The organism is Candidatus Palibaumannia cicadellinicola (assembly GCF_000754265.1).
Classification (GTDB): Bacteria; Pseudomonadota; Gammaproteobacteria; order Enterobacterales; family Enterobacteriaceae; genus Baumannia; species Baumannia cicadellinicola_B.
Genome location: NZ_CP008985.1, coordinates 427,838 through 452,581, shown reverse-complemented (window position 1 = coordinate 452,581; position 24,744 = coordinate 427,838). Strand labels below are relative to the sequence as shown.

At 40.3% G+C, this 24,744-nt stretch carries 20 protein-coding genes and 1 tRNA gene; 17 read left to right on the top strand and 4 right to left on the bottom strand.

Annotation, left to right across the window (positions count from 1 at the left end):
- Nucleotides 1-11: 11 nt before the first annotated feature.
- Both rplY and IM45_RS02175 read left to right on the top strand, forming a co-directional pair.
- Nucleotides 12-302, top strand: coding sequence for a 50S ribosomal protein L25 (gene rplY / locus IM45_RS02180; RefSeq protein WP_038498729.1), 291 nt, complete (start codon nucleotides 12-14; stop codon nucleotides 300-302).
- A gap of 62 nt (nucleotides 303-364) precedes the next feature.
- A tRNA-Pro gene (locus IM45_RS02175) sits at nucleotides 365-441 on the top strand.
- Here IM45_RS02175 and ddlA read toward each other — a convergent pair.
- Both ddlA and gyrA read right to left on the bottom strand, forming a co-directional pair.
- Entirely contained in the window at nucleotides 420-1,526 is a 1,107-nt protein-coding gene (gene ddlA, locus IM45_RS03690) for a D-alanine--D-alanine ligase (protein WP_081901723.1), read from the bottom strand. The two genes, IM45_RS02175 and ddlA, sit on opposite strands and share 22 nt — an antisense overlap.
- Before the next feature lie 63 nt (nucleotides 1,527-1,589).
- The gene (gene gyrA / locus IM45_RS02170; RefSeq protein WP_038498726.1) at nucleotides 1,590-4,136 is read right to left on the bottom strand and encodes a DNA topoisomerase (ATP-hydrolyzing) subunit A; all 2,547 of its coding nucleotides are present in this window, start codon (nucleotides 4,134-4,136) and stop codon (nucleotides 1,590-1,592) included.
- A gap of 226 nt (nucleotides 4,137-4,362) precedes the next feature.
- Between gyrA and ubiG the strand changes: the two genes are divergently transcribed.
- The 4 genes from ubiG (at nucleotide 4,363) to yfaE (ending at nucleotide 9,149) form a co-directional block, all read left to right on the top strand.
- Nucleotides 4,363-5,097 carry a bifunctional 2-polyprenyl-6-hydroxyphenol methylase/3-demethylubiquinol 3-O-methyltransferase UbiG gene (gene ubiG, locus IM45_RS02165; RefSeq protein WP_038498722.1) on the top strand — a complete coding sequence of 245 codons (735 nt, stop codon included), beginning with the start codon at nucleotides 4,363-4,365 and terminating at the stop codon, nucleotides 5,095-5,097.
- Between the two features lie 320 nt (nucleotides 5,098-5,417).
- On the top strand, nucleotides 5,418-7,700 hold the full coding sequence (gene nrdA / locus IM45_RS02160; protein ID WP_038498719.1) for a class 1a ribonucleoside-diphosphate reductase subunit alpha: 2,283 nt from the start codon (nucleotides 5,418-5,420) through the stop codon (nucleotides 7,698-7,700).
- Nucleotides 7,701-7,756: 56 nt separating this feature from the next.
- Nucleotides 7,757-8,887, top strand: a complete 1,131-nt coding sequence (gene nrdB / locus IM45_RS02155) for a class Ia ribonucleoside-diphosphate reductase subunit beta (RefSeq protein ID WP_038498716.1) — start codon at nucleotides 7,757-7,759, stop codon at nucleotides 8,885-8,887.
- 1 nt (nucleotide 8,888) lies between these two features.
- Complete coding sequence (yfaE, locus tag IM45_RS02150; RefSeq protein ID WP_038498712.1) at nucleotides 8,889-9,149, top strand: class I ribonucleotide reductase maintenance protein YfaE; 261 nt, start codon at nucleotides 8,889-8,891, stop codon at nucleotides 9,147-9,149.
- A gap of 24 nt (nucleotides 9,150-9,173) precedes the next feature.
- On the opposite strand, the gene pta is transcribed toward yfaE, so the two are convergent.
- Nucleotides 9,174-11,309 (bottom strand): phosphate acetyltransferase, encoded by a 2,136-nt coding sequence (gene pta, locus IM45_RS02145; protein ID WP_038498709.1) that lies wholly within the window; start codon nucleotides 11,307-11,309, stop codon nucleotides 9,174-9,176.
- A gap of 43 nt (nucleotides 11,310-11,352) precedes the next feature.
- Nucleotides 11,353-12,555, bottom strand: coding sequence for an acetate kinase (locus tag IM45_RS02140; protein ID WP_038498706.1), 1,203 nt, complete (start codon nucleotides 12,553-12,555; stop codon nucleotides 11,353-11,355).
- A 290-nt stretch (nucleotides 12,556-12,845) separates the two neighbouring features.
- Between IM45_RS02140 and ndhC the strand changes: the two genes are divergently transcribed.
- The 11 genes from ndhC to nuoL all read left to right on the top strand — a co-directional run bounded on the left by ndhC (nucleotide 12,846) and on the right by nuoL (nucleotide 24,715).
- The gene (gene ndhC, locus IM45_RS02135) at nucleotides 12,846-13,238 is read left to right on the top strand and encodes an NADH-quinone oxidoreductase subunit A (protein ID WP_051984604.1); all 393 of its coding nucleotides are present in this window, start codon (nucleotides 12,846-12,848) and stop codon (nucleotides 13,236-13,238) included.
- 51 nt (nucleotides 13,239-13,289) lie between these two features.
- Nucleotides 13,290-13,955 carry a NuoB/complex I 20 kDa subunit family protein gene (locus IM45_RS02130; RefSeq protein ID WP_038498703.1) on the top strand — a complete coding sequence of 222 codons (666 nt, stop codon included), beginning with the start codon at nucleotides 13,290-13,292 and terminating at the stop codon, nucleotides 13,953-13,955.
- A gap of 93 nt (nucleotides 13,956-14,048) precedes the next feature.
- Nucleotides 14,049-15,836, top strand: a complete 1,788-nt coding sequence (gene nuoC / locus IM45_RS02125) for an NADH-quinone oxidoreductase subunit C/D (protein ID WP_038498700.1) — start codon at nucleotides 14,049-14,051, stop codon at nucleotides 15,834-15,836.
- Between the two features lie 20 nt (nucleotides 15,837-15,856).
- Entirely contained in the window at nucleotides 15,857-16,342 is a 486-nt protein-coding gene (gene nuoE, locus IM45_RS02120) for an NADH-quinone oxidoreductase subunit NuoE (protein ID WP_260086783.1), read from the top strand.
- Nucleotides 16,339-17,694, top strand: coding sequence for an NADH-quinone oxidoreductase subunit NuoF (nuoF, locus tag IM45_RS02115; RefSeq protein ID WP_038498695.1), 1,356 nt, complete (start codon nucleotides 16,339-16,341; stop codon nucleotides 17,692-17,694). Before nuoE ends, nuoF begins: the two co-directional genes overlap by 4 nt.
- A 35-nt stretch (nucleotides 17,695-17,729) precedes the next feature.
- Nucleotides 17,730-20,459 (top strand): NADH-quinone oxidoreductase subunit NuoG, encoded by a 2,730-nt coding sequence (nuoG, locus tag IM45_RS02110; protein WP_038498692.1) that lies wholly within the window; start codon nucleotides 17,730-17,732, stop codon nucleotides 20,457-20,459.
- Entirely contained in the window at nucleotides 20,456-21,457 is a 1,002-nt protein-coding gene (nuoH, locus tag IM45_RS02105) for an NADH-quinone oxidoreductase subunit NuoH (RefSeq protein ID WP_038498689.1), read from the top strand. The genes nuoG and nuoH overlap by 4 nt, the downstream gene beginning before the upstream one ends.
- Entirely contained in the window at nucleotides 21,454-21,996 is a 543-nt protein-coding gene (gene nuoI, locus IM45_RS02100; protein ID WP_038498686.1) for an NADH-quinone oxidoreductase subunit NuoI, read from the top strand. The genes nuoH and nuoI overlap by 4 nt, the downstream gene beginning before the upstream one ends.
- Before the next feature lie 27 nt (nucleotides 21,997-22,023).
- Nucleotides 22,024-22,554 carry an NADH-quinone oxidoreductase subunit J gene (gene nuoJ, locus IM45_RS02095; protein WP_038498683.1) on the top strand — a complete coding sequence of 177 codons (531 nt, stop codon included), beginning with the start codon at nucleotides 22,024-22,026 and terminating at the stop codon, nucleotides 22,552-22,554.
- Between the two features lie 11 nt (nucleotides 22,555-22,565).
- Nucleotides 22,566-22,868, top strand: coding sequence for an NADH-quinone oxidoreductase subunit NuoK (gene nuoK / locus IM45_RS02090; RefSeq protein ID WP_038498680.1), 303 nt, complete (start codon nucleotides 22,566-22,568; stop codon nucleotides 22,866-22,868).
- Nucleotides 22,865-24,715, top strand: coding sequence for an NADH-quinone oxidoreductase subunit L (gene nuoL / locus IM45_RS02085; RefSeq protein WP_038498677.1), 1,851 nt, complete (start codon nucleotides 22,865-22,867; stop codon nucleotides 24,713-24,715). The genes nuoK and nuoL overlap by 4 nt, the downstream gene beginning before the upstream one ends.
- Nucleotides 24,716-24,744 lie beyond the last annotated feature (29 nt).

Here is a 24,744-nt window from a genome sequence, read left to right as displayed (position 1 = left end):
TAATAAAATATATGTTAACAATTCATGCTGAAACACGCCAAGATCAGGGTACAAGTGCAAGCCGCCGCTTACGTTTAGTAAATAAGTTTCCAGCGATTGTTTATGGCGGTAATACTAAACCTATCGCGATAGAACTAGATCAACAAATGATTATGCATACCAAAAATCAAGAAAGCTTTTATAGCGATATTCTTACTTTGATTATTAATGGTCAAAGAATCACAGTAAAGGTATGGGCAATACAGCGTCATCCGTTTAAATCTAAACTCACCCACATAGATTTTCTCCGAGTTAGCTCCTAGCTTTTGTTACATTGCTTAGCTTTAGACGAATGAAGAATAGTGTATACCACATAACATAATTTCGGCATGTAGCGCAGCCTGGTAGCGTACCGTCATGGGGTGGCGGGGGTCGGAGGTTCAAATCCTCTCATGCCGACCAAACTTAGCTGATCGCTCTTGATGATCACGCTCTATAGCTAGCTCTATTAAACGAGTAATAAGTTCTGAGTAACTCACTCCGGTAGCCTGCCATAATTTAGGATACATACTGATATTAGTAAAACCTGGTAAAGTATTTACTTCATTAACTAGTACTTTATTATCATGAGTTAGAAAAACATCTACCCGCGCCATTCCAGCGCAGTTAAGTGCCTGGAAGGCACGCACCGCTATCAGACGGATAGCATTACTAATTTCCTGGCTGATAGCCGCCGGTACCATGATTAACGCTCCGTGCTCACTAAGATATTTTTTTTCATAAGAATAAAAGTGATCACTTAACACAATTTCACCACAGAGACTAGTTTCTGGATGATCATTCCCTAAAACGGCACACTCTAATTCACGGCCGTTAATAGTAGATTCAACTAATACCTTATGATCAAAATTAAACGCTAGCGTAAGTGCATTCTCGAAACTAATACGATCTGTGACTTGGGATACACCAACCGATGATCCTTGATTTGCAGGTTTAATAAACAATGACGAACCTAGATCAGTGATAATTTGTTCGTAACTAACGTGTGCACGGTTAGTGTTAGTTAGGGTTATTGATGGTACTACTGCAATATCAGCAGTACGCAACAGTCGTTTAGCGATATCCTTATCCATACTGACAGCGGATCCAAGTACCGGAGAACCAACAAAAGGTAGATTTGCCATGCGTAACAGCCCTTGCAGATTTCCATCCTCGCCCAAAGTACCATGTACAATAGGAAATATGACATCTAGCTGGCATAAGGTCTCTAAGGTCTCTATCTGCACTAATTGAGACTGTTTACGTCCAGGAACGATGGCAACATGTTTATTACTTCTTTTTAGAGAAATATATTTTGGATTTTCCCCGTAGATTAAATAATCGGAACTATCGTTGATATGCCACTTTCCTTCTTTATCTATACTTAACAGTACTACATCGAATTTTTCTTGATCAATAGTTTCAACTATATTTTTAGCTGATTGCAGTGAAACTTCATGTTCTGCTGATGGACCACCAAAAATCAGCCCGACGCGTAATTTGGCCATATATTTTTATATCCGAATACATGAGGTTTGAAACATGTAAATCATACCAAACGCATTAAGTTCCTAATCATCCATTGGTTCAGCTACACGCTGTAAGCTTACTACATGTTCATCTTCGGCAGTACGGATGAGTGTAATACCTTGAGTATTACGACCAATTATGCTAACCTCAGAAACCCAGGTACGTACTAGTGTACCTGCATCTGTTATCATCATAATCTGATCAGAATTATCTACTTGAACTGCGCCCACAACCTCGCCGTTACGTTCGCTCACTTTGATCGATATAACTCCTTGAGTCGAACGGGATTTGGTTGGATATTCTGCCTGAACAGTTCGCTTACCATAACCATGCCTAGTAACAGTCAGTATATGACCATCTGCACGTGGTATAATAAGTGATACTACTCTATCACCCTTAGTTAGGTTAATGCCTCGTACTCCTGTTGCGGCACGGCCCATACTACGGACCTGATTTTCGGAGAAACGTACTACTTTACCGTAAGCTGAAAATAACATGACTTCGTTGCTACCGTCAGTTAAATCTACTCCAATTAGCTCATCTCCTCCATGTAGATTAACGGCTATAATTCCGGCACTGCGTGGACGGCTGAATTCTATTAGTGATGTTTTCTTAACCGTACCACTAGCAGTAGCCATAAACACATTATGTCCTTCTTCGTACTTACGAACGGGTAGAATGGTAGTGATACGCTCATTCTGCTCTAGCGGCAGTAAGTTAACGATCGGTCGCCCACGTGAGCCGCGGCTGGCTGCGGGTAATTCATATACTTTCATCCAATACATTCTGCCACGGCTAGAGAAGAGCAGAATAGTATCGTGGGTGTTAGCTACAAGTAGACGATGAATAAAATCTTTTTCTTTCATGCGTGCTGCAGATTTTCCTTTTCCACCTCGTCGCTGTGCCTCATAGTCATTTAATGGCTGATATTTCACGTAACCTTGATAGGACAGAGTAACGACAACATCTTCCTGGTTGATCAAATCTTCTATCAGAAGATCTGAAGCAATCGCAGTAATCTCAGTACGACGAGTATCGTTATACTGTTTTTTAATACTACTTAATTCATTCCTGATTACTTTCATGAGACATTCTGGATCGTGTAAAATGCCAAGCAGCTCAACAATATTCTTCAATAGTTCTTGGTACTCTACCATGAGCTTTTCGTGTTCTAAGCAAGTCAATTTATGCAAGCGTAAATCTAGAATAGCCTGCGCCTGCTTTTCTGTTAGATAGTACTGGCCATTACGGATACCATATTTAGCTTCTAACCATTCCGGACGCACCCTATCATTAACTGTACGATCCAGCATAGAGGTAGCAAAGGTACCTAACTCCCAAGCGTAAACTACTAATACTGCTTTAGCTTCTGCTGGTGTATTTGCTTTACGGGTAAGCGCAATGATCGACTCAATATTGGCCTGCGCTACCGCTAGTGCTTCCAAGATATGAATACGATCGCGAGCTTTACTTAATTCGAAAAGAGTCCGGCGAGTGACTACGTCCTGGCGGTGACAAACAAAAGCCGATAATATCTCTTTGAGTGAAAAAATTTTAGGTTGTCCTTTATGTAGCGCTACCATATTGATACCAAACGACACCTGTAATTGAGTCATGGAGTATAAGTTATTCAGTACTACCTCAGCTACAGCATCGCGTTTGATTCCAATGATAATACGCATACCGTCTTTATCAGACTCGTCGCGTAGGACACTAATACCTTCTATACGCTTATCTTTAACTAGTTCAGCGATTTTTTCTATTAGGCGTGCTTTATTAACTTGATAAGGAATTTCACGCACAACAATAGTTTCACGCCCGGTCTTCGCATCAGCTTCGACTTCTGCGCGTGCACGAATACATATTTTACCGCGCCCGGTCCGGTACGCATCTTCAATACCACGTCTGCCATTAATAATAGCAGCGGTAGGAAAATCCGGACCAGGAATATATTTCATTAGTTCTTCGATACTAATCTGATTATCAGCAATATATGCTAAGCAGCCTTCTATTACCTCAGAAAGGTTATGTGGAGGAATGTTAGTAGCCATCCCAACTGCAATACCGGAAGATCCATTGACTAGTATATTTGGCATCCTTGTTGGCATGACATCAGGAATCTGCTCTGTGCCGTCGTAGTTAGGAACGTGGTCTACAGTCTCTTTCTCTAAATCTACTAGTAATTCGTGGGCGATTTTTGACATGCGTACTTCTGTATAACGCATCGCAGCAGCCGAGTCGCCATCAACGGAACCAAAATTACCCTGACCGTCAACTAACATATAACGTAACGAGAAAGGCTGTGCCATACGCACGATGGCATCGTAGACCGCAGTATCCCCATGGGGATGATATTTACCAATAACGTCACCGACTACGCGTGCAGATTTTTTATAAGGTTTATTCCAATCATTACCGAGTACGCTCATAGCGAATAATACACGACGGTGTACTGGTTTAAGTCCATCGCGTACATCTGGTAACGCACGTCCTACAATCACTGACATCGCGTAATCTAGATAAGAACGTTTTAGTTCTTCTTCGATGCTAATAGGTGTTATTTCTCTAGCTTTAGCTAGGTCGCTCATGGAGCAGCTATCCTTCCATAAAAAATAAAGCTTTTCTTCAAAAGATTATACCATCTTTTACCATGAAAGGAGACGATTGCCTGTATATCAGTGATACTACTGATATGATATATTTTAATGATTATATAGAAAATAATCTGCCTATTGTGCCTATTGTGCCTATTGTAATATAGTAAATATACTTTATGCATTGATTAATGTTAATAATCATTTTAGGTGTTTTAATATGAATTACAAAGCTAACCATGACTCTATGCAGCAGGAAAATGTCAATTTAAACGAAATTACTAAATTTAATGCTGTCGCCACCAGTTGGTGGAAACCAAACGGTAAGTTAAAGCTACTACACCGTATGAATCCGCTACGTTTCAACTATATACTGAACCGCGCCGGCGGCTTATTTGGTAAAAAAATTTTAGATATCGGTTGCGGGGGCGGTATTCTAGCAGAAAGTATGGCACGCGAAGGTGCTTCGGTCACTGGTCTAGATATGAGCTCTACGCTGCTAGAAGTAGCACGATTACATGCGTTGGATAGTGGTATTAAGATCGAATATATCGAGCAAACGGTTGAGAAGCATGCACAGACTAACTTGGCCGTGTACGACATAGTAACCTGCATGGAGATGTTAGAGCATGTACCAAACCCAGCCTCTATTGTGCATAGTTGCGCTAGACTTGTCTCGCAGGGAGGCGAAGTATTCTTTTCTACTATTAACCGAAATATTAAAGCTTGGCTAATGGTGATCTTGAGCGCTGAATATTTATTACGCATTATCCCGTACGGTACCCATGATGTAAATCATTTCATTAAGCCCGCTGAGTTACTAAACTGGATAGACGAAACTTCATTATGCGAGCAACATATTACCGGTATACATTATAATCCGCTACTAAAAATATTTAAATTTGATAATAATGTTCATATTAATTATATGCTACATACGCGACGCCTAAACTAATATCATGAGTAGTAATTCCTTAGATTAACCACAAACAAATCTTTTTGTGGATTTGATCACAACTTGATGATAACCAGGAAGCGCTGACATAATAGCAGCTTACCATGTTAATAAACAATTATCCCCCTAGGTTATCCACAAAAACCACAAAATTACTCACTTGCATTACAGTCTCTTTATCACTATCTTGTTATTTACATAATGTAAAAACCCAATATATAGTCATTTTCTCGTCGGCGAGGCACTATTTTTGCACTACAGCCAAGGCTACTAAGTAAGGGTCACACAGACAGGTAATAGGTCAATAGGTAAAAAGTAGCATGAGCCAAAGTCTGCTAGTTACTAAACGCGACGGACGCAAAGAAAACATCAATTTGGAGAAAATCCACCGGGTCATAAACTGGGCTGCCGAGGGACTCGATAATGTTTCCGTGTCTCAAGTAGAATTACGTTCCCATATTCAATTTTACGATGGAATTAAAACTTCTGATATCCATGAAACAATCATTAAAGCAGCTGCAGACTTAATATCACGGGAAGCACCGGATTATCAGTATTTAGCGGCGCGACTAGCAGTACTCCACCTACGTAAAAAAGCTTATGGTAAGTTCGAGCCACCAAAGTTATATGATCATGTTTTACGTTTGGTAGAAATTGGTAAATATGATAAACATCTACTAGAAGACTACAGCTTCGAAGAATTCGCTAAGATGGATAGTTTTATTAATCATTGGCGCGATATGAATTTCTCCTACGCAGCAGTGAAACAACTAGAAGGAAAATATCTGGTACAAAACCGGATTACGGGAGAAATTTATGAAAGCGCCCAGTTTCTATATATGTTAGTAGCTGCCTGTTTGTTTTCTAGTTACCCACGCGCTAACCGTCTTGATTATGTCCGACGTTTCTACGACGCGGTATCGACATTTAAAATATCATTGCCAACACCGATTATGTCTGGGGTGCGAACACCAACCCGTCAGTTTAGTTCGTGCGTATTAATTGAGTGCGGTGATAGCCTGGATTCAATTAATGCAACATCCAGCGCTATTGTAAAATATGTATCCCAGCGAGCTGGGATTGGCATAAATGCCGGCCGAATTCGTGCTATCGGTAGTCCGATTCGTGGTGGTGAGGCATTTCATACCGGTTGCATTCCTTTTTATAAACATTTCCAGACTGCTGTGAAATCTTGTTCACAGGGCGGTGTGCGAGGTGGTGCAGCTACCCTATTTTATCCTATGTGGCATCTAGAAGTTGAAAGTATGCTGGTATTGAAAAATAACCGCGGTGTAGAGGCTAATAGAGTTCGTTATATGGATTATGGCGTTCAAATTAATAAATTAATGTATCAACGCCTAGTTAATAATGATCAAATCACTTTATTTAGCCCATCAGATGTTCCAGGACTCTATGACGCCTTCTTCGCTGATCAAGATGAATTCGAACAACTATACTGTGCGTATGAAAAAAATGCGAGCATTCGAAAACATCGCATCAAGGCTGTGGAACTATTCTCACTCATGATGCAAGAACGTGCTTCTACTGGAAGAATTTATGTCCAGCATGTAGATCACTGTAATACCCACAGCCCATTTGATAAAACAGTAGCACCAATTCGCCAGTCTAATTTATGTCTAGAGATTGTTTTACCTACAAAACCTATTGACGATATCAATGAAAAAAGCAGTGAAATTGCTTTATGCACTCTATCAGCTTTAAATCTGGGTACTATTCAAAATCTGGATGATTTCGAAGAACTTGCTATGCTTACTGTCCGTGCCCTTGATGCGCTACTAGATTATCAATATTATCCTATTCCGTCCGCTCATCGCGGCGCTATAGGTCGTCGTACACTAGGGGTTGGTGTTATAAACTATGCGTATTATTTGGCTAAACATGGTGTACGTTACTCTGACGGTAGTGCTAATAATTTAACCCACCGTACGTTCGAAGCAATTCAGTATTACCTACTAAAAGCTTCTAATAATCTAGCTAAAGAGCGTGGCGCTTGTCCGTGGTTTCATGAAACCACTTATGCTCAGGGAATTTTGCCAATAGATACATATAAAAAATATTTAGACAGTATCGTAAGTGAACCGCTGCATTATGATTGGGAAGGATTGCGTGAAGATATTAAACAATCAGGTTTGCGTAACTCAACTTTATCAGCACTCATGCCATCTGAAACTTCTTCGCAGATTTCTAATGCTACTAATGGTATTGAACCACCACGAGGCCATGTTAGCATTAAAGCATCAAAAGACGGTATCCTACGTCAGGTTGTCCCAGAATCAGTTAGCTTATATAATGCCTACGAGTTTTTATGGGATATGCCGGGTAATGATGGTTATCTACACTTAGTCGGGATCATGCAAAAGTTTGTCGATCAATCAATATCTGCTAATACTAACTACGATCCGTCCCGTTTTCCATACGGTAAGGTACCAATGAAACAGCTGTTAAAAGATTTGCTCACTGCCTATAAATTAGGTGTGAAGACACTCTATTACCAAAATACCCGTGATGGTACAAAAGAAACACAGGAAGATATGCCGGCTGCACAGCAAGAAGATTGTGAAAGCGATGCTTGCAAGATTTAAACATCATCAGATGTAGTTTAAATTATCGCATCCATGTATATCTAATAGGAGTAACCATGGCTTATACCATTTTTTCTCAGAACAAAAACAATCAATTACTAGAACCAATGTTTTTAGGTCAGTCAGTCAACGTAGTACGCTTTGACCAACAAAAATACGATATTTTCGAAAAACTCATTGAAAAACAACTATCCTTCTTTTGGCGGCCAGAAGAAGTAGATATATCTCTCGATCGCATCCATTATCAAGCATTACCGAAACATGAAAAACATATTTTCATTAGCAATCTTAAGTATCAAACTTTGCTTGATTCCATTCAAGGACGCAGCCCTAACGTAGCTCTGTTACCTTTGATATCAATTCCTGAATTAGAAACTTGGATTGAAACTTGGGCGTTTTCAGAAACTATTCACTCGCGTTCTTATACACATATAATACGTAATATTGTTAATAATCCTTCATTAGTCTTTGAAGATATTGTCGTGAATAAAGAAATATTAAAACGTGCTAAGGATATTGCTAATTATTACGATAATCTCATTCACATGACTAGTTATTATCATCTTCTGGGCGAAGGAAATCATTATATTAATGGTAATTTAGTCGTCGTCAATAGGCATGAACTAAAGAAAACACTGTACCTATGCTTGATGAGTGTCAACGCGCTGGAAGCAATACGCTTCTATGTAAGTTTTGCTTGTTCCTTTGCTTTTGCAGAACGTAAACTTATGGAGGGAAATGCCAAAATTATCCGTCTGATCGCACGCGACGAAGCGCTGCATCTTACCGGAACACAGCAGATGCTAAATTTGATGCGTTTGGGTAAAGACGATCCTGAAATGGCTGAAATAGCACTTGAATGCCAGCAAGATAGCTATAATCTTTTTCTACTAGCCGCTAATCAGGAAAAGGATTGGGCTAGTTATTTGTTTCGCGATGGTTCTATGATTGGTCTTAACAAAGATATTTTGTGTCAGTATATTGAATATATTACGAACATACGTATGCAAGCAGTACTATTAGATTTACCTTTCACTACACGTTCTAATCCTATTCCCTGGATTAACTCCTGGTTGGTATCCGATAACGTTCAAGTAGCTCCGCAGGAAGTCGAAGTTAGTTCATATTTAGTTGGTCAGATTAATTCTGAGGTTAATAGCGACGACTTTAGTGATTTCCAGCTGTAATATGACTATTACACTGATCCGGTTGCGGCAATATAACACCCAGGTACCTTGCGAAAGTATCCATCGTTCACTATTAGATGCATTAGAAATGCATCTAGTTCCCGTTGAGTTTCAGTGTCGTTCTGGTTATTGCGGTGCATGTCGTCTACGCTTGCTCGATGGTAAGGTTAAATATAACCTGGAACCTTTAGCTTTTATCCATCGGGGTGATATTTTACCTTGCTGCTGCTTACCAATAGAAAATATTGAGTTAGAGTTATAATTTGAGATACCATGTTACCAACTATTAGTGAGCCATCTGTTGAGATTGAATAGCCGTTAGAGCTACGGTGTAGATAATATCTTCTACTAATGCACCACGTGATAAATCATTGACTGGCTTACGTAAACCTTGTAGTACTGGCCCAATCGAAATGAGGTCAGCTGAGCGCTGTACCGCTTTATAGGTTGTGTTACCAGTGTTCAGATCTGGAAAAATAAAAACTGTCGCTTTGCCAGCTACAGGTGAGTTTGGTGCTTTTGACAACGCAACTTCAGCCATAATAGCTGCATCATACTGTAGTGGGCCATCTATCACTAAATCTGGACGTTTTGCTTGCGCTAAACAAGTTGCTTTACGCACTTTATCTACGTCACTACCTACACCAGAATTACCAGTTGAATAAGATATCATTGCTACCCTAGGTTCAATGCCGAAAGCAGCAGCGGAGTCGGCGGACTGAATGGCAATTTCTGCAAGTTGTTCATAAGTTGGATCTGGGTTAATAGCGCAGTCTCCATACACTAATACCTGTTCTGGTAATAACATGAAAAATACTGAGGAAACTAAAGAATGGCCAGGAGCTGTTTTTATCAGCTGTAGTGGCGGACGAATTGTATTAGCTGTCGTATGCACTGCACCTGATACTAAACCATCTACTTCGTCTTGCTCGAGCATCATGGTACCGAGTACGACATTATCTTCGAGTTGTTTACGGGCGATATCCTCAGTCATGCCTTTATTCTTACGTAATTTCATCAAGCGCCACACATATTTATCACGTGCTACCACTGGATCAATGATTTCTATGCCTTTGCCTAATTCTACGCCCTGTAATGTAGCGACGCGCTTAATTTTTTGGGGATTACCTAGCAGTACACAGCGAGCGATACCTCTATCAGCGCAAATAGACGCAGCTTTAATAGTACGTGGTTCGTCACCTTCAGGTAGCACAATACGTTTATCAGCCTGACGTGCTCGCTCGGTTAGTTGATAACGAAATGCCGGGGGCGATAAAAGACGTGAATTTTCGAAATCTTCGGAATGTTTGGCAAGAGATTCTATCCAGGCATCATCAATATAGTCTGCGATATAATTCTGTATTTTTTCTAACCTACTATAGTCATCTAATGGTATTTCTAGGCTGAAACTTTGCAAGCTTAAGGATGTCTGCAAAGTATTAGTCTCTACAGCAAATACCGGTAATCCAGTTTGGAAAGCTCTTTCACATAGCTTATAGATGTACGGATCTATTTGATAGCCATTTGTGAGTAGTACCGCTCCTATTTCAACATCGTTCATCGCTGCTAGACAAACCGCTATTAGGACATCTAGGCGATCTACTGAGGTTACGAGTAGCGACCCAGGCTGGAAGTTTTTTAGCATATTCGGTAGGCTGCATGTACAAAACGTAATAGATTTGATATAACGATTTTGAATATCCCCTTGATTAATCATTATGGCATTCAGATGACGAACCATATAAATAGCGCGAATCTTCATTAAATCAACATTCCAGGGGATGCAGCCTAGTACTGGTAGAGGACTACTTTGATACAGTTGTTTCGGATCAATGGGTTTGATACTTGTATTTGCTGCTTCATTCATAATTTCTGTTAGATTAATACTAGTATTACCGTATACCGATATTGGTGCGTTAAGTTTGTTGATAATGACCCCGATGATATTCTTATTACCACCAAATCTTGAACGTGCTAATTCTATACGTGTTTTTAATTGATCTAGTAGCTCATCTTCCAATGCTAGTACAAAAACAATTTCTGCGTTCAGCATTCTAGCGATTTCATAATTCAGAACATTAGCTAATTGGCACTTACGCGTGGGGACAAGACCTTCGACTAAGACTATTTCCGCTTCTTTTGTATTCACATGGTAATGTGCGATAATCTCCTCCATGAGTACATCTTGTTTATTAGAAATTAATAATGACTCAACATAATTCATACACAGCGGTTCCATGTACGGAATATGATATTTCGTGCAGATAATGCGAGTGAGAGCGTCTCCAGAGTCGGATTCAGCAATTGGTTTAAATACGCTCAAGCGTACACATTTTTGCTCCATAGCACGAATTATGCCCAGGATCACGCTGGTCAAACCTACTTTAGTGCCAATAGGTATTAACATTATTGTACGAGACATAGTTAAACCTCAATTAACGGTTACTTGTTAAAAGCTTTAGTTATTATCCTGTTAGACGTGCCGCATCTTGAGCAATAACCAACTCTTCGTTAGTAGGGATAACAATTGCTAGACGACTCGCATCAGTAGTGATCTTCCCCCCTTTTCCAAATCGAGCTGCTAGATTACGCTGATGATCTATCTTAAAACCAAGCAACGCTAATTTATTAAGCGAAAGCTGACGTATAATTGCTGCATTTTCACCAATACCACCGGTAAAAATTACTGCGTCTAAGCCTTCATCCATCAGGGTGCTGTAGGCACCAATATATTTTGCCAGACGATGGCAGTAGACCTCTATTGCACGGCGAGCATCCTCTTGATCCATGTAGTTCTCTTCCATATAGCGGCAGTCACTGGTAATACCAGTTAAACCAAGCAGACCAGATTCATTAGTTAGCAGATCGTTTATTTGTTTAATTGACATATCTAGTACATCATATAGATAAAATATGATAGCAGGATCGATGTCACCACTACGAGTACCCATAACTAGACCTTCTAGTGGCGTAAGGCCCATGGAAGTATCAACTGATTGTCCATTGCAGATAGCAGATACCGATCCACCGCTACCTAGATGACAGGTAATTAAGTTCACTGTTTCTACTGGTTTATTTAGTATTTTAGCCGCTTCGCGGGTGACATAAAAATGGCTAATACCATGTGCTCCGTAACGGCGAATCGCATGATCCTGATATAAATAGTAGGGCAGTGCATAAAGATAGGATTTTTCGGGTATTGTCTGATGAAAAGCGGTATCGAAAACTGCTACATTTTTAGTAGCAAGCTTTGGAAAAGCTTTCAGCGCTTTGTGAATACCAATAAGGTGTGCAGGGTTATGTAATGGCGCAAATGGAATAGAGTTTTCAATTTCTTTTATCACCTCATCATTAATAATTACTGACTCTGTAAAATGATCTCTTCCATGAACGATGCGATGTCCAATCGCGGTTAATTGCGCGGATAGTTCTGGTTTTTGTGTTAAAATATTTTTAACAATAAAATTAAGAGCTTCACTATGCGCGCTGTCTAAACTAAGCTCGGCACATTGTTTAATACCGTTGATATTCCATTTAATTTGTGCTTTAGACAAATGAAAGCATTCTGCAAGACCAGAGAGATGTTTTTCACCATTGATAGCATCAATAATAGCGAATTTAAGGGATGAACTACCACAGTTAAGAACCAGCACTAACTTACTCGACATAGAAGTACCTATTTAGTAAGTATTATTATTGCTCTGAGCATATTAGACTAATGTAATTAATCATGTGATTTTGATCAATATCATCATCAAGAATGCATCAAACTTTTACTAAAAATTATCAGCTTATTTAGCTGATCTTATGATAAGATTATAGCTTCTGATGATGACAAATAAGCTATATATTAATATTAAAATCAAGTAACTAACTATTTTCCTTTCATCTATCAATGTAATATATAAAACTATCAATTACTACTATACTATAAATAAAATGATTATTCGCAAAGAGAATATCGATGACAACTGAAGTTATCGCTCACTATTGGGCATTTGCCATCTTTATCATTGGAGCTATAGGACTATGTGCTTTTCTATTAATAATTAGCTTTATACTCGGAGGGCGTCAGTCCATCACAGTACATTCGAGAAATATTCCTTTCGAATCAGGTATCAATTCTGTAGGAACAGCTAGATTACGACTTTCCGCTAAGTTTTATTTAGTAGCGATGTTTTTCGTAATTTTCGACGTGGAAACTTTATATCTCTACGCCTGGGCTACTGCCCTTCGTGAAGCAGGATGGTTAGGCTTTTACGAAGCCACCATTTTTATTATTATCTTACTCATAGGTCTAGTTTATCTAGTACGTATCGGCGGACTAAATTGGACACCGAATAGTTTATGATCCTTAAAGCGTCCCGATATAGTTGGTCAAAAATCATCATGAGAAATCAAAATGGATTATACTCTCACCCGCGCTGAAGACAAAGATAATTACCCTTTACAAAAGGAGACAAGTGTAGGAGATCCATTAGAAGAGTACGTAAACCGTAGTATTTATTTAGGTAAGCTAAAGCATATTCTACATAATATCGTGAACTGGGGACGCGGTAACTCCCTCTGGCCCTATAACTTTGGGCTTTCATGCTGTTATGTTGAAATGACTACTGCTTTTACTGCCGTACACGATGTGGCACGTTTTGGCTCTGAGGTTATCCGTGCTTCACCGCGCCAAGCTGACTTTATGGTTGTTGCTGGTACCCCTTTCATAAAAATGGCCCCAGTAATTCAGCGTCTGTATGATCAGATGCTAGAACCTAAATGGGTTATCTCTATGGGTGCCTGTGCTAACTCAGGCGGTATGTACGATATATATTCCGTAGTACAGGGAGTAGACAAATTTTTACCAGTAGATGTGTATATTCCCGGCTGCCCGCCGCGGCCTGAAGCATATATCCAAGCACTTTTACTTTTAAAAGAAGCTATTGGTAAAGAGCGGCGACCGTTGTCTTGGATGGTAGGTGATCAAGGTGTATATCGTGCTAATATAGCATCAGAAAAAAAAAGAAAACATAGTGAACGCATAGCGGTCACCTCTCTACGTTCTCCTGAAGAGATTTAATACGCTGAGATATATCCTTGTACAGCACAGTACGGAGTAGAATATTGACATAATTCGGTATGTCAGGTCCATGTCTTTATAAAAGAGTGATTAATGACACAAAGTATTAGCATATCTACCTGGCACACTACAAATAATAAAGAAGATCTAGTAATTGATGAGTTAATTAAGCGTTTTAGTACTGATGCTTTAACTATTCAGCAAACTCTTACTGGTATTCCGGTAGTGTGGGTTAAACGTGAGCAGATTTTAGATCTACTTATATTATTAAAAAATATGCCTCATCCCTATCTTATGCTTTATGATTTACATGGAATAGATGAGCGTCTACGAAACAATCGTCATGATTTACCTAAGGCTGATTTCACAGTTTTCTATCACTTAATATCTATCGATCGCAACAGCGATATCATCATAAAAGTACCGTTATCAGAACCCAATATTTCTATGCCAACGGCTACTAATATTTTTTCTAACGCTAACTGGTATGAACGAGAAATATGGGATATGTTCGGGATTATTTTCCACGGACATCCGCACCTAACCCGTATCATAATGCCACAGAACTGGGTAGGGCATCCACTACGTAAGGATTATCCAGCGCGTGCTACTGAGTTCAATCCCTTTGTTCTAACAAAGCAAAAAGAAAAACTAGATATGGATAGTTTGACTTTCAAACCTGAAGAGTGGGGCATGAAACGGAGTAATAACAACGAAGATTTTATGTTCCTTAACTTAGGACCAAACCATCCATCAGCTCATGGGGCATTCCGTATTATTTTACAGCTAGACGGTGAAGAGATTGTAGACTGTGTACCAGATATTGGTTACCACCACCGCGGAGCGGAAAAAATGAGCGAACGCCAGTCCTGGCATAGCTATATTCCATATACCGACCGTGTTGAATATCTTGGAGGCTGCGTGAATGAAATGCCTTATGTGCTTGCAGTAGAAAAATTAGCTGGTATCGTGGTACCAGACAGAGTAAAGGTTATCCGAGTGATGTTATCAGAACTTTTTCGGATTAATAGTCATCTATTATATATTAGCACCTATATCCAAGATGTCGGCGGTATGACTCCAATATTTCTCGCGTTCACTGACCGGCAGAAAATTTATGATGTAGTGGAAGCTATTACTGGTGCTCGCATGCACCCTGCCTGGTTCCGTATTGGCGGTGTAGCTCAAGATTTACCGCGTGGTTGGAACGAATTGCTACGTGATTTTCTTAACTGGTTGCCTAATAGGTTGAAGAATTATGTTAAAGTTTCGTTGAAAAATAGTATACTACGTGCTCGTTCTGAAGGAGTAGCCTCTTATTGTGCTCAAGAAGCGTTAGAGTGGGGGGTAACCGGCTCAGCACTACGTGCCACCGGCATCAACTTTGATGTACGAAAATCGAGGCCCTATTCCGGCTACGAGAACTTTGATTTCGATATCCCCATCGGTAATGGTACTAGCGATTGTTATAGCCGCGTGATGCTAAAAGTAGAAGAAATGCACCAGAGTATTCGTATACTAGAGCAGTGCTTAAACAACATGCCGACTGGTCCTTTCAAGGCTGATCATCCTTTGACTACACCGCCACCAAAAGAGCGTACGCTTCAGCATATTGATACACTAATTTCCCATTTTTTGCAGGTATCCTGGGGACCTGTAATGCCTGCTAATGAATCTTTTCAAATGATAGAAGCAACTAAGGGGATTAATAGCTACTACCTTACTAGTGATGGTAGTACCATGAGCTACCGTACACGCATACGTACGCCTAGTTTCCCTCATTTACAACAGATTCCGTCCGTGATTCGCGGTAGTCTAGTATCGGACCTGATTGTATACCTAGGCAGTATTGATTTTGTTATGTCAGATGTGGATCGATAATTATGTATCAACGATACGACATGATTGGTCATGATCATTTTCAACTAAGCCATGATGTATATGAAGCAATTGAGCAAGAAAAAAATCACTACGAGGATACGCGTGCAATCTCGATAGAAGCGCTAAAAATGGTACAAAAAAAATATGGATGGGTATCTGACAGTGCCATTAATGCTATCGCCCATATTTTAGATATACCTGTTAGCGATGTAGAAGGGGTAGCAACTTTTTATAGTCAGATATTCCGTAAACCAGTAGGTCGACACGTTATCCGTTACTGCGACAGCATAGTTTGTTATATTACTGGTTATCAAAACATACAAGCAACACTAGAGCAATTTCTGAATATCAAACCAGGCCAGACTACGTTAGATGGGCGCTTCACTTTATTACCAACTTGCTGTTTAGGTAATTGCGATAAAGGACCTACTATGATGGTTAATGAAGATACTTATGTTAATCTGACGCCTGAATCGATCTTGCCTTTACTGGAGCAGTATTTATGAACGAAAATATTATTCGTTCGCCGGACATTCATCCTTTAACTTGGCGTCTGCGCTCTGACCACGAGCCCGTATGGCTAAAGGAGTATCAGAATAAAAACGGTTATGTGGGCGCACGTAAGGCGCTCAGCTATATGGAGCCGGAGGAAATTATTTCTTTGATCAAGGATTCCGGCTTAAAAGGCCGTGGAGGCGCTGGTTTTTCTACAGGTATCAAGTGGAGCCTGATACCTAAAAATACATCAAGTAATATTCGCTATCTACTGTGCAACGCTGATGAAATGGAGCCTGGCACTTATAAAGACCGTTTGTTAATGGAGCAACTACCTCATTTACTAGTAGAGGGAATACTGATTGCAGCTTTTGCTCTTAAAGCTTATCGTAGTTATATATTCTTACGTGGTGAATATATAAATGCTGCTGTTCACCTACGCCAGGCTCTCGCAGAAGCTACTGAAGTAGGATTACTTGGTAAAAATATTCTAGGCAGTGGATTTGACTTAGAAATTTTTTTACATACCGGGGCTGGACGTTATATCTGTGGCGAAGAGACCGCGCTTATAAACTCACTAGAGGGGCGTCGTGCTAATCCCCGCTCCAAACCACCCTTTCCGGCTACTATCGGATTATGGGGCAAACCAACCTGTGTTAATAACGTAGAAACGTTGTGTAATGTGCCAGCTATATTAGAGTACGGCGTAGAATGGTATAAAAGCATAAACGCCGGACAAAGTAGCAATGATGCAGGTACTAAGCTTATGGGTTTCTCAGGTCGTGTGAAAAAACCCGGTGTATGGGAGCTACCATTTGGTATCACAGCCCGTGAAATTTTAGAAGATTATGCTGGGGGCATCGTGGATGGAATGACTCTCAAAGCATGGCAGCCAGGAGGAGCCAGCACGGGATTTTTAACTCAAAACCACCTAGATGTTCCGATGGACTTTGAACATGTTCGTCAATTAGGCAGCCGCTTAGGGACAGCGCTAGCAATAGCGGTAGATAATAATATCAATATGGTATCGTTAACGCGCAACCTAGAGGAATTTTTCGCTCGCGAATCATGTGGTTGGTGTACACCGTGCCGCGATGGCTTGCCATGGAGCGTAAAGCTCCTACGTGCACTCGAGAGTGGAAAAGGACAACCGGGGGATATTGAAATTCTGGATCAACTATGCCATTTCCTTGGCCCAGGTAAGACGTTCTGTGCCCATGCACCAGGCGCAGTAGAACCGCTACAAAGTGCAATAAAATATTTCAGATTAGAGTTCGAAGCAGGTATTTCCGCCGACTATATTGGTAATACGCGTAATATTGCCGGGATACAAAACAATTATAGAAAGTGCACTGATTTATAATTAAATTTTTTTTGATTAACGTGAGTATGCTCACTATGGTGACTATTTATATAGACGGTAAAAAGTATGATGTTAATGAGTCAAACAATCTACTAGAAGCGTGTCTTTCCCTAGGTTTAGATCTTCCTTATTTTTGCTGGCATCCAGTACTAGGTAGTGTAGGTGCTTGCCGCCAGTGTGCAATTAAGCAATACAAAAATGCCGATGATACCTTCGGTCAATTAGTAATGTCCTGTATGACACCTGTCGCTGCAGGAACTAGAATTTCTATTAATGATGATGAAGCGAGACAGTTTCGTAAAAGTATAGTCGAATGGCTAATGATTAACCATCCCCATGACTGTCCGGTATGCGAGGAAGGCGGAAACTGTCATCTACAGGATATGACAGTAATGACCGGACAAAATCTACGTCGTTACCGATTTACTAAACGTACTCACTATAATCAATATCTAGGACCATTTATATCGCATGAGATGAATCGCTGTATAGTTTGCTACCGCTGTGTACGTTATTATAAAGATTATGCCGGTGGAAAAGATCTCGGAGTTTACGGTATAAACGATAACATTTACTTTGGACGTTCACAGGAAGGGGTACTAGAGAGCGAATTTTCCGGTAATCTAGTAGAAATTTGCCCTACCGGAGTTTTTACCGATAAAACTCACTCTGAACGCTATAATCGTAAGTGGGACATGCAGTTCGCACCTAGTATCTGCCAGCAGTGTAGTATTGGCTGCAATATCAGCCCAGGCGAACGCTATGGGGAATTACGCCGTATCGAGAACCGTTACAATGGTAGCGTAAACCACTACTTCTTGTGCGATAGTGGTCGCTTTGGCTATGGTTATGTCAACTTAAAAGATCGACCCCGTCAGCCATTGCAGCGACGCGGCAATAATTGGATTTCTCTAAATATTGAACAAGCCATAGAAGGTGGCGCGGATATATTGCGTCAAGCAAATAAGATTATTGGTATCGGCTCACCGCGTGCCAGTCTTGAAAGTAACTTCGCTTTACGCGAATTAGTAGGTGAAAATAACTTCTATATAGGGATTGCTCAAGCTGAGCAAGAGAGATTGTTATTAATACTTAAAATTTTGCGAAATAGCGGAATTCATACCCCTTCACTACGGGAAATAGAAAACTACGATACTGTACTAGTTTTAGGCGAAGATATTACACAGACCGGCGCCCGCATAGCTCTTGCCGTTCGTCAGGCCGTTAAAGGTAAAATGCGAGCCATGGCAGCCTCAAACAAAATATCAAACTGGCAAGTAGCAGCCATGATGAATCTTGGGCAAAATACAAAAAGCTCACTCTTTGTAACTAATGTTGATCAGACTAAATTAGACGATATAGCAGCGTGGAGTTATCATGCTCCCGTAGACGATCAGGCAAGGCTAGGTTTTGCTATCGCTCACGCACTGAATAATCAGGCTCCTGCGGTTAATGATTTAGATCAAACATTACAAAGTAAGATCAAATTAGTGGTAGAGGCCCTGGTCAACGCGCGTAAGCCATTGATTATTTCAGGTAGTAATGCTGGCAGTAACACTATCATCGCTGCTGCTGCAAACATAGCTCGTGCCCTGAAAAGTCGTGGTAGTAAGGTAGGCATTAGTTTTGTAGCCTCAAGTGCTAACAGTATGGGTCTAGCCATGATGGGTGGTGGTAGCTTAGATGAGGCTCTTAGTAAGCTTGAGTATGGTACTGTGGATAGTGTTATTGTGCTAGAAAATGATCTCTATCGACATGCCTTAGCTTCACGCATTGACCAGGTGTTGGCAGATATTAAGAATCTGATCGTGATAGATCATCAACGCACAGCTTTACAAGATAAAGCACATTTAATTTTATCTGCTACTTGCTTCGCAGAAAGTAATGGTACTCTTATCAACCAAGAAGGTCGAGCGCAGCGCTTTTTTCAGGTATACAATCCGGCTTACTATGACCAACAAGTTATGATGTTGGAAAGCTGGCGATGGTTACACTTGCTGCACATGACTTATCTCCGTCGTCAAGTACACTGGACTCAGTTCGATAATGTTATTGATGCTATGGTACAGGCGTTACCTCATCTAGCTAGAATTAAGCATACTTCTCCTAATGCAGCATTTCGTATTCATGGTCAAAAACTAGCTCGAGAACCGCATCGCTATAGTGGTCGTACCGCTACCATCGCCCATATGAGCGTGCATGAACCTCGCGTTTCACAAGATAGTGACACTATGTTTACTTTCTCCATGGAGGGTAACAATCATCCAATGGCGCCGCGTCAGCAAATAGCATTTCCTTGGGCGCCAGGGTGGAACTCATCACAGTCTTGGAATAAATTCCAAGACGAAGTTGGCGGTAATTTACGTTATGGAGATCCTGGCGTCAGGTTATTGGAGGCCAGCGACGATATCTTAGATTGGTTTCATATGATTCCACATACCTTTATTCCACAGGATAATGGTACCTGGCGCGTGGCACCTTACTGGCATCTATTAGGCAGCGATGAAACTTCGCAACGCTCCCCGATAATTAAGAAATATATGCCAACGCCGTATGTGATAATTAGCCGAATGGATGCTATTAGACTGGGTATTGATAGCGGCTCAATGCTCGCTTTTAGTTGTGCGAGTCAAGAGTGGTGTTTACCTGTACGATTTAGCAATATTCTAAGTACTGGCCAGGTTGGATTACCGCTCGGTTTTCCCGGTATTCCTGTGATACTAGCGGGATTAAATGTCGAAAATCTACGAGAGGTGACTTTATGAGTTGGTTAACACCTTATGTCACGGAAATCTCCCGAACAGTAGTAAATGCTGTAGTAATCTTACTAGTAGTAGTGACTAGTGGTGCTTATATGAGTTTTGTTGAACGACGTTTGCTAGGTTTATTTCAGAATCGCTATGGACCCAATAGAGTTGGATGGGGTGGATCACTACAATTATTCGCTGACTTGGTGAAAATAATCTTCAAAGAAGATTGGACCCCGCCTTTTGCCGATAGGATGATTTTTACCTTAGCACCGGTAATCGCATTTAACTCGCTACTACTTGCTTTTGCTATTGTACCCGTTAGTCCTACTTGGGTAGTGATAGATCTCAATATTGGCGTACTTTTTTTCCTAATGATGGCTGGACTATCGGTATACGCTGTGCTTTTTGCCGGCTGGGCTAGTAATAACAAATATTCCTTATTAGGGGCAATGCGTGCAGCAGCCCAAACTCTTAGTTACGAGGTATTTATCGGTCTATCTCTTATGGGAGTAGTGGCACAAGCTGGCTCATTTAACCTCAGTGCTATCATCGCAGATCAAGCACATATATGGAATGTGGTACCACAGTTTTTTGGCTTCATAACATTTTTTTTGGCTGGTATGGCTGTTTGTCACCGCCATCCATTCGATCAACCAGAATCAGAACAAGAACTAGCTGATGGTTATCATATAGAATATTCTGGAATGAAATTCGGGCTCTTTTTCATCGGTGAGTATATTAGTATTATTACTATCTCTGCGCTAACGGTAACCTTATTCTTCGGTGGCTGGCAAGGGCCATGGTTGCCACCTTTTATTTGGTTTGCTCTTAAAACATGCTTATTTATCGTTTTATTTATCTTAATCCGCGCAGCATTACCACGTCCACGTTACGACCAAGTGATGATGTTAAGTTGGAAACTTGGCTTACCGCTTACGTTAATTAACTTGTTGGTAACGGCAATAGTGATTCTATACCATTCCTCAATACAGTCTGGATATAATCAATCATGACATTAAAAAAACTAGTAATAGGTTGTTGTACCATATTGCGCAGCATCTGGATGATTGGTATACAAGCATTCAATAAACGTGAAACCCGCATGTATCCAGATATACCCATTCATAATACCTCACGTTTTCGTGGTCGTGTTGTACTAACTCGCGATCCTGATGGAAATGAGCGTTGTGTAGCCTGTAATTTGTGTGCAGTAGCTTGTCCAGTCGATTGTATTTCGTTACAGAAAGCTTCTACTAAAGACGGTCGATGGTATCCGGAGTTTTTTCGTATCAACTTCTCACGCTGTATTTTCTGCGGTTTATGTGAAGAAGCTTGTCCTACTACTGCAATTCAACTAACTCCTGATTTTGAAATGAGTGAGTTTAGACGACAGGACCTTGTATATGAGAAAGCAGATCTTCTTATTTCTGGGCCTGGTAAATATCCAGAATATAATTTTTATCGTATGGCTGGCATAGCTATTGATGGTAAATATAAAGGTGACGCAGAAAACGAAGCTAAACCCATTGACGTTAAAAATCTACTACCCTAAATAACTTTAAATACTCAGGAGCTGAGTATGGAATTGGTATTTTACTTTTCTGGCATGATAGCAATATTAGCTGTTTTACGTGTAATTACCCATAACCAACCGATCTATGCGCTATTATATCTCATAATTTCACTACTGGCTGTTGCCTGCATGTTTTTTTCCATTGGCGCTTATTTTGCAGGTGCTCTAGAAATTATAATATACGCAGGCGCTATTATGGTTCTATTTGTGTTTGTAGTCATGATGCTAAATATGAACAATTGCAGCAAGCAGTATGAGCAGGACTTGCTTCAGCCTAAGATATGGTTAGGACCTTCGCTGTTATCAATAGGACTACTAGCAATCTTATTGCACGTTTTCTATTATGTTAGTGAGCATAATATTAGTTACCAGTTAATTGAGGCTAAAAGAATTGGAATATCGCTCTTTGGTCCTTATGTATTCGCGGTCGAATTAGCATCAATACTACTACTAGCAGGTCTAGTAGTAGCATTTCATCTTGGTAGTCATGCAAGATATAACAGCCAGATATATTGCCAAAATACTAATAGTTCCTAAGAGGAAAGAAGATGATCTCATTATCATACGGTTTAAGTATAGCCGCTATTTTATTTGTCTTAGGTCTTGCTGGGATTATTATCAGACGTAACTTTTTCTTTATACTCCTAGGATTAGAAATAATGATTAATGCTGCAGCGTTAGCTTTAGTCATTGCGGGTAGCTATTGGGGTCAGGTAGACGGACAAGTAATGTATATCCTAGCAATAACGCTAGCAGCTGGGGAAGCTAGCATCGGTCTAGCACTACTACTACAGTTACACCGCAACCGCAATACATTAAATATTGATATTCTCAGTGAGATACACGGATGAATATTCTCTATTTGATCATATTGTCTCCCCTATTGGGATTTTTACTACTAGCTTTCTCTCAGGGACGCTGGTCAAATAACGTTACTGCGACTATCGGCGTAGGGAGCATAGGTTTAGCTGCACTGATCACAGCGGGGGTTTTACTAGTTAGTGGTAATCGAGACTATGTTGGCACGGTAGTTTTTCACCAGCCCTTGTGGACATGGATATCAGTAGACAATTTTCGTATTGTCTTAGCTTTAACTATTGACCGACTATCGCTTACTATGCTTTCTATTATCACAGGTGTTGGATTTTTAATTCATCTATACGCTTCCTGGTATATGCGTGGTGACGAGGGATATTCGCGCTTTTTTGCGTACACTAACTTGTTTATTACCAGCATGGTGCTTTTAGTGCTGGCAGATAATTTACTGATGATGTTCTTTGGCTGGGAAGGAGTTGGGCTATGTAGTTATCTACTCATAGGTTTTTACTATACTGATACTAAAAATTGTCAGGCGGCAATGAAGGCTTTTATAGTTACTCGTATAGGTGATGTACTGCTAGTTTTAGCCATGTTTTTCCTTTATTACCAGCTGGGCACATTAAATTACTACGAAATGACTGTCCGAGCGTCACAAACAATTGCTAAGGGCTCACCAGTGATAAACTGCGCTACTCTACTGCTTTTAGGTGGCGCAGTAGGAAAATCTGCACAGCTACCGTTGCAAACCTGGCTAGCAGATGCTATGGCTGGCCCAACGCCGGTTTCAGCTTTGATCCACGCAGCTACTATGGTCACCGCTGGTGTTTACTTGATCGCACGGACCCATGGTTTGTTTTTACTGGCACCAGATGTGCTTTATCTAGTAGGTTTAATTGGCGCTATTACGTTAGTAATAGCATCTTTTTCTGCTCTGATACAGACAGATATTAAAAGAATTTTGGCATATTCTACTATGAGCCAAATTAGTTATATGTTTATCGCTCTAGGCGTGCATGCATGGGATTCCGCTATTTTCCATCTTATGACTCATGCTTTTTTTAAAGCTCTTCTATTTCTCTGCTCTGGCAGCATAATCCTTGCCTGCCATCATGAGCAAAATATTTTTAACCTTGGCGGTCTACGTAAATCGTTTCCTCTAGTTTATCTTAGTTTCCTTGTAGGTTGTGCCGCACTATCTGGGCTACCGCTATTAACGGCCGGTTTTTATTCTAAGAAGGAGATATTATGTAGTGCTTTGTCTAACGGACATAATACTCTGATGTTAGTAGGATTACTTGGAGAATTTTTGACCTCAATGTATACCTTCCGCATGTTATTCGTCTTGTTCCATGGCCAAGAGCAGATTAAAGCTTATTCTTTCCGTCATAGAAACCTAAGTTATTATTTTCCTTTGATAGTGCTACTTATATTATCCACCTATATTGGTACTTGGATCATACAGCCACTAGTAAATGTTCTACCAGCAAGCGACTTAAATTACGAATACAAGTATGTATTAGAGATAGCTTCTAGTACAGTAACTATAATCGGTATATGTCTGGCAGCCATATTATGGCTTGGTCAGCGCCGACTAGTTAACCTATTATCTACTAATGGATTAGGACGTTTAATTTTTAGATGCTGGTTTAATGCCTGGGGTTTTGACTGGCTATATGACAAGGTGTTCGTCAAGCCTTATTTGGCTATTGCCCAACTTTTATCATCAGATCCGCTCAATACTTTAATGAATACTCCGGCGGTACTAATTAGATGGTTAGGACTATGCCTGAATATAAGCGAGAATGGGAAGTTACGTTGGTATGCAGCGTCGATGAGTTTTGGTGCAGTGATCGTTATGGTCTTACTAATCTTTAGTTAAAAACTTAGATGATGCTGTCAGCATAGAGT

What these genes read in the sequence shown, in the direction of transcription:
- rplY (WP_038498729.1), top strand. Translation starts at nt 12, where the DNA reads ATGTTAACAATTCATGCTGAAACACGCCAAGATCAGGGTACAAGTGCA.
- ddlA (WP_081901723.1), bottom strand. Translation starts at nt 1,526, where the DNA reads ATGGCCAAATTACGCGTCGGGCTGATTTTTGGTGGTCCATCAGCAGAA.
- gyrA (WP_038498726.1), bottom strand. Translation starts at nt 4,136, where the DNA reads ATGAGCGACCTAGCTAAAGCTAGAGAAATAACACCTATTAGCATCGAA.
- ubiG (WP_038498722.1), top strand. Translation starts at nt 4,363, where the DNA reads ATGAATTACAAAGCTAACCATGACTCTATGCAGCAGGAAAATGTCAAT.
- nrdA (WP_038498719.1), top strand. Translation starts at nt 5,418, where the DNA reads ATGAGCCAAAGTCTGCTAGTTACTAAACGCGACGGACGCAAAGAAAAC.
- nrdB (WP_038498716.1), top strand. Translation starts at nt 7,757, where the DNA reads ATGGCTTATACCATTTTTTCTCAGAACAAAAACAATCAATTACTAGAA.
- yfaE (WP_038498712.1), top strand. Translation starts at nt 8,889, where the DNA reads ATGACTATTACACTGATCCGGTTGCGGCAATATAACACCCAGGTACCT.
- pta (WP_038498709.1), bottom strand. Translation starts at nt 11,309, where the DNA reads ATGTCTCGTACAATAATGTTAATACCTATTGGCACTAAAGTAGGTTTG.
- IM45_RS02140 (WP_038498706.1), bottom strand. Translation starts at nt 12,555, where the DNA reads ATGTCGAGTAAGTTAGTGCTGGTTCTTAACTGTGGTAGTTCATCCCTT.
- IM45_RS02130 (WP_038498703.1), top strand. Translation starts at nt 13,290, where the DNA reads ATGGATTATACTCTCACCCGCGCTGAAGACAAAGATAATTACCCTTTA.
- nuoC (WP_038498700.1), top strand. Translation starts at nt 14,049, where the DNA reads ATGACACAAAGTATTAGCATATCTACCTGGCACACTACAAATAATAAA.
- nuoE (WP_260086783.1), top strand. Translation starts at nt 15,857, where the DNA reads ATGATTGGTCATGATCATTTTCAACTAAGCCATGATGTATATGAAGCA.
- nuoF (WP_038498695.1), top strand. Translation starts at nt 16,339, where the DNA reads ATGAACGAAAATATTATTCGTTCGCCGGACATTCATCCTTTAACTTGG.
- nuoG (WP_038498692.1), top strand. Translation starts at nt 17,730, where the DNA reads ATGGTGACTATTTATATAGACGGTAAAAAGTATGATGTTAATGAGTCA.
- nuoH (WP_038498689.1), top strand. Translation starts at nt 20,456, where the DNA reads ATGAGTTGGTTAACACCTTATGTCACGGAAATCTCCCGAACAGTAGTA.
- nuoI (WP_038498686.1), top strand. Translation starts at nt 21,454, where the DNA reads ATGACATTAAAAAAACTAGTAATAGGTTGTTGTACCATATTGCGCAGC.
- nuoJ (WP_038498683.1), top strand. Translation starts at nt 22,024, where the DNA reads ATGGAATTGGTATTTTACTTTTCTGGCATGATAGCAATATTAGCTGTT.
- nuoK (WP_038498680.1), top strand. Translation starts at nt 22,566, where the DNA reads ATGATCTCATTATCATACGGTTTAAGTATAGCCGCTATTTTATTTGTC.
- nuoL (WP_038498677.1), top strand. Translation starts at nt 22,865, where the DNA reads ATGAATATTCTCTATTTGATCATATTGTCTCCCCTATTGGGATTTTTA.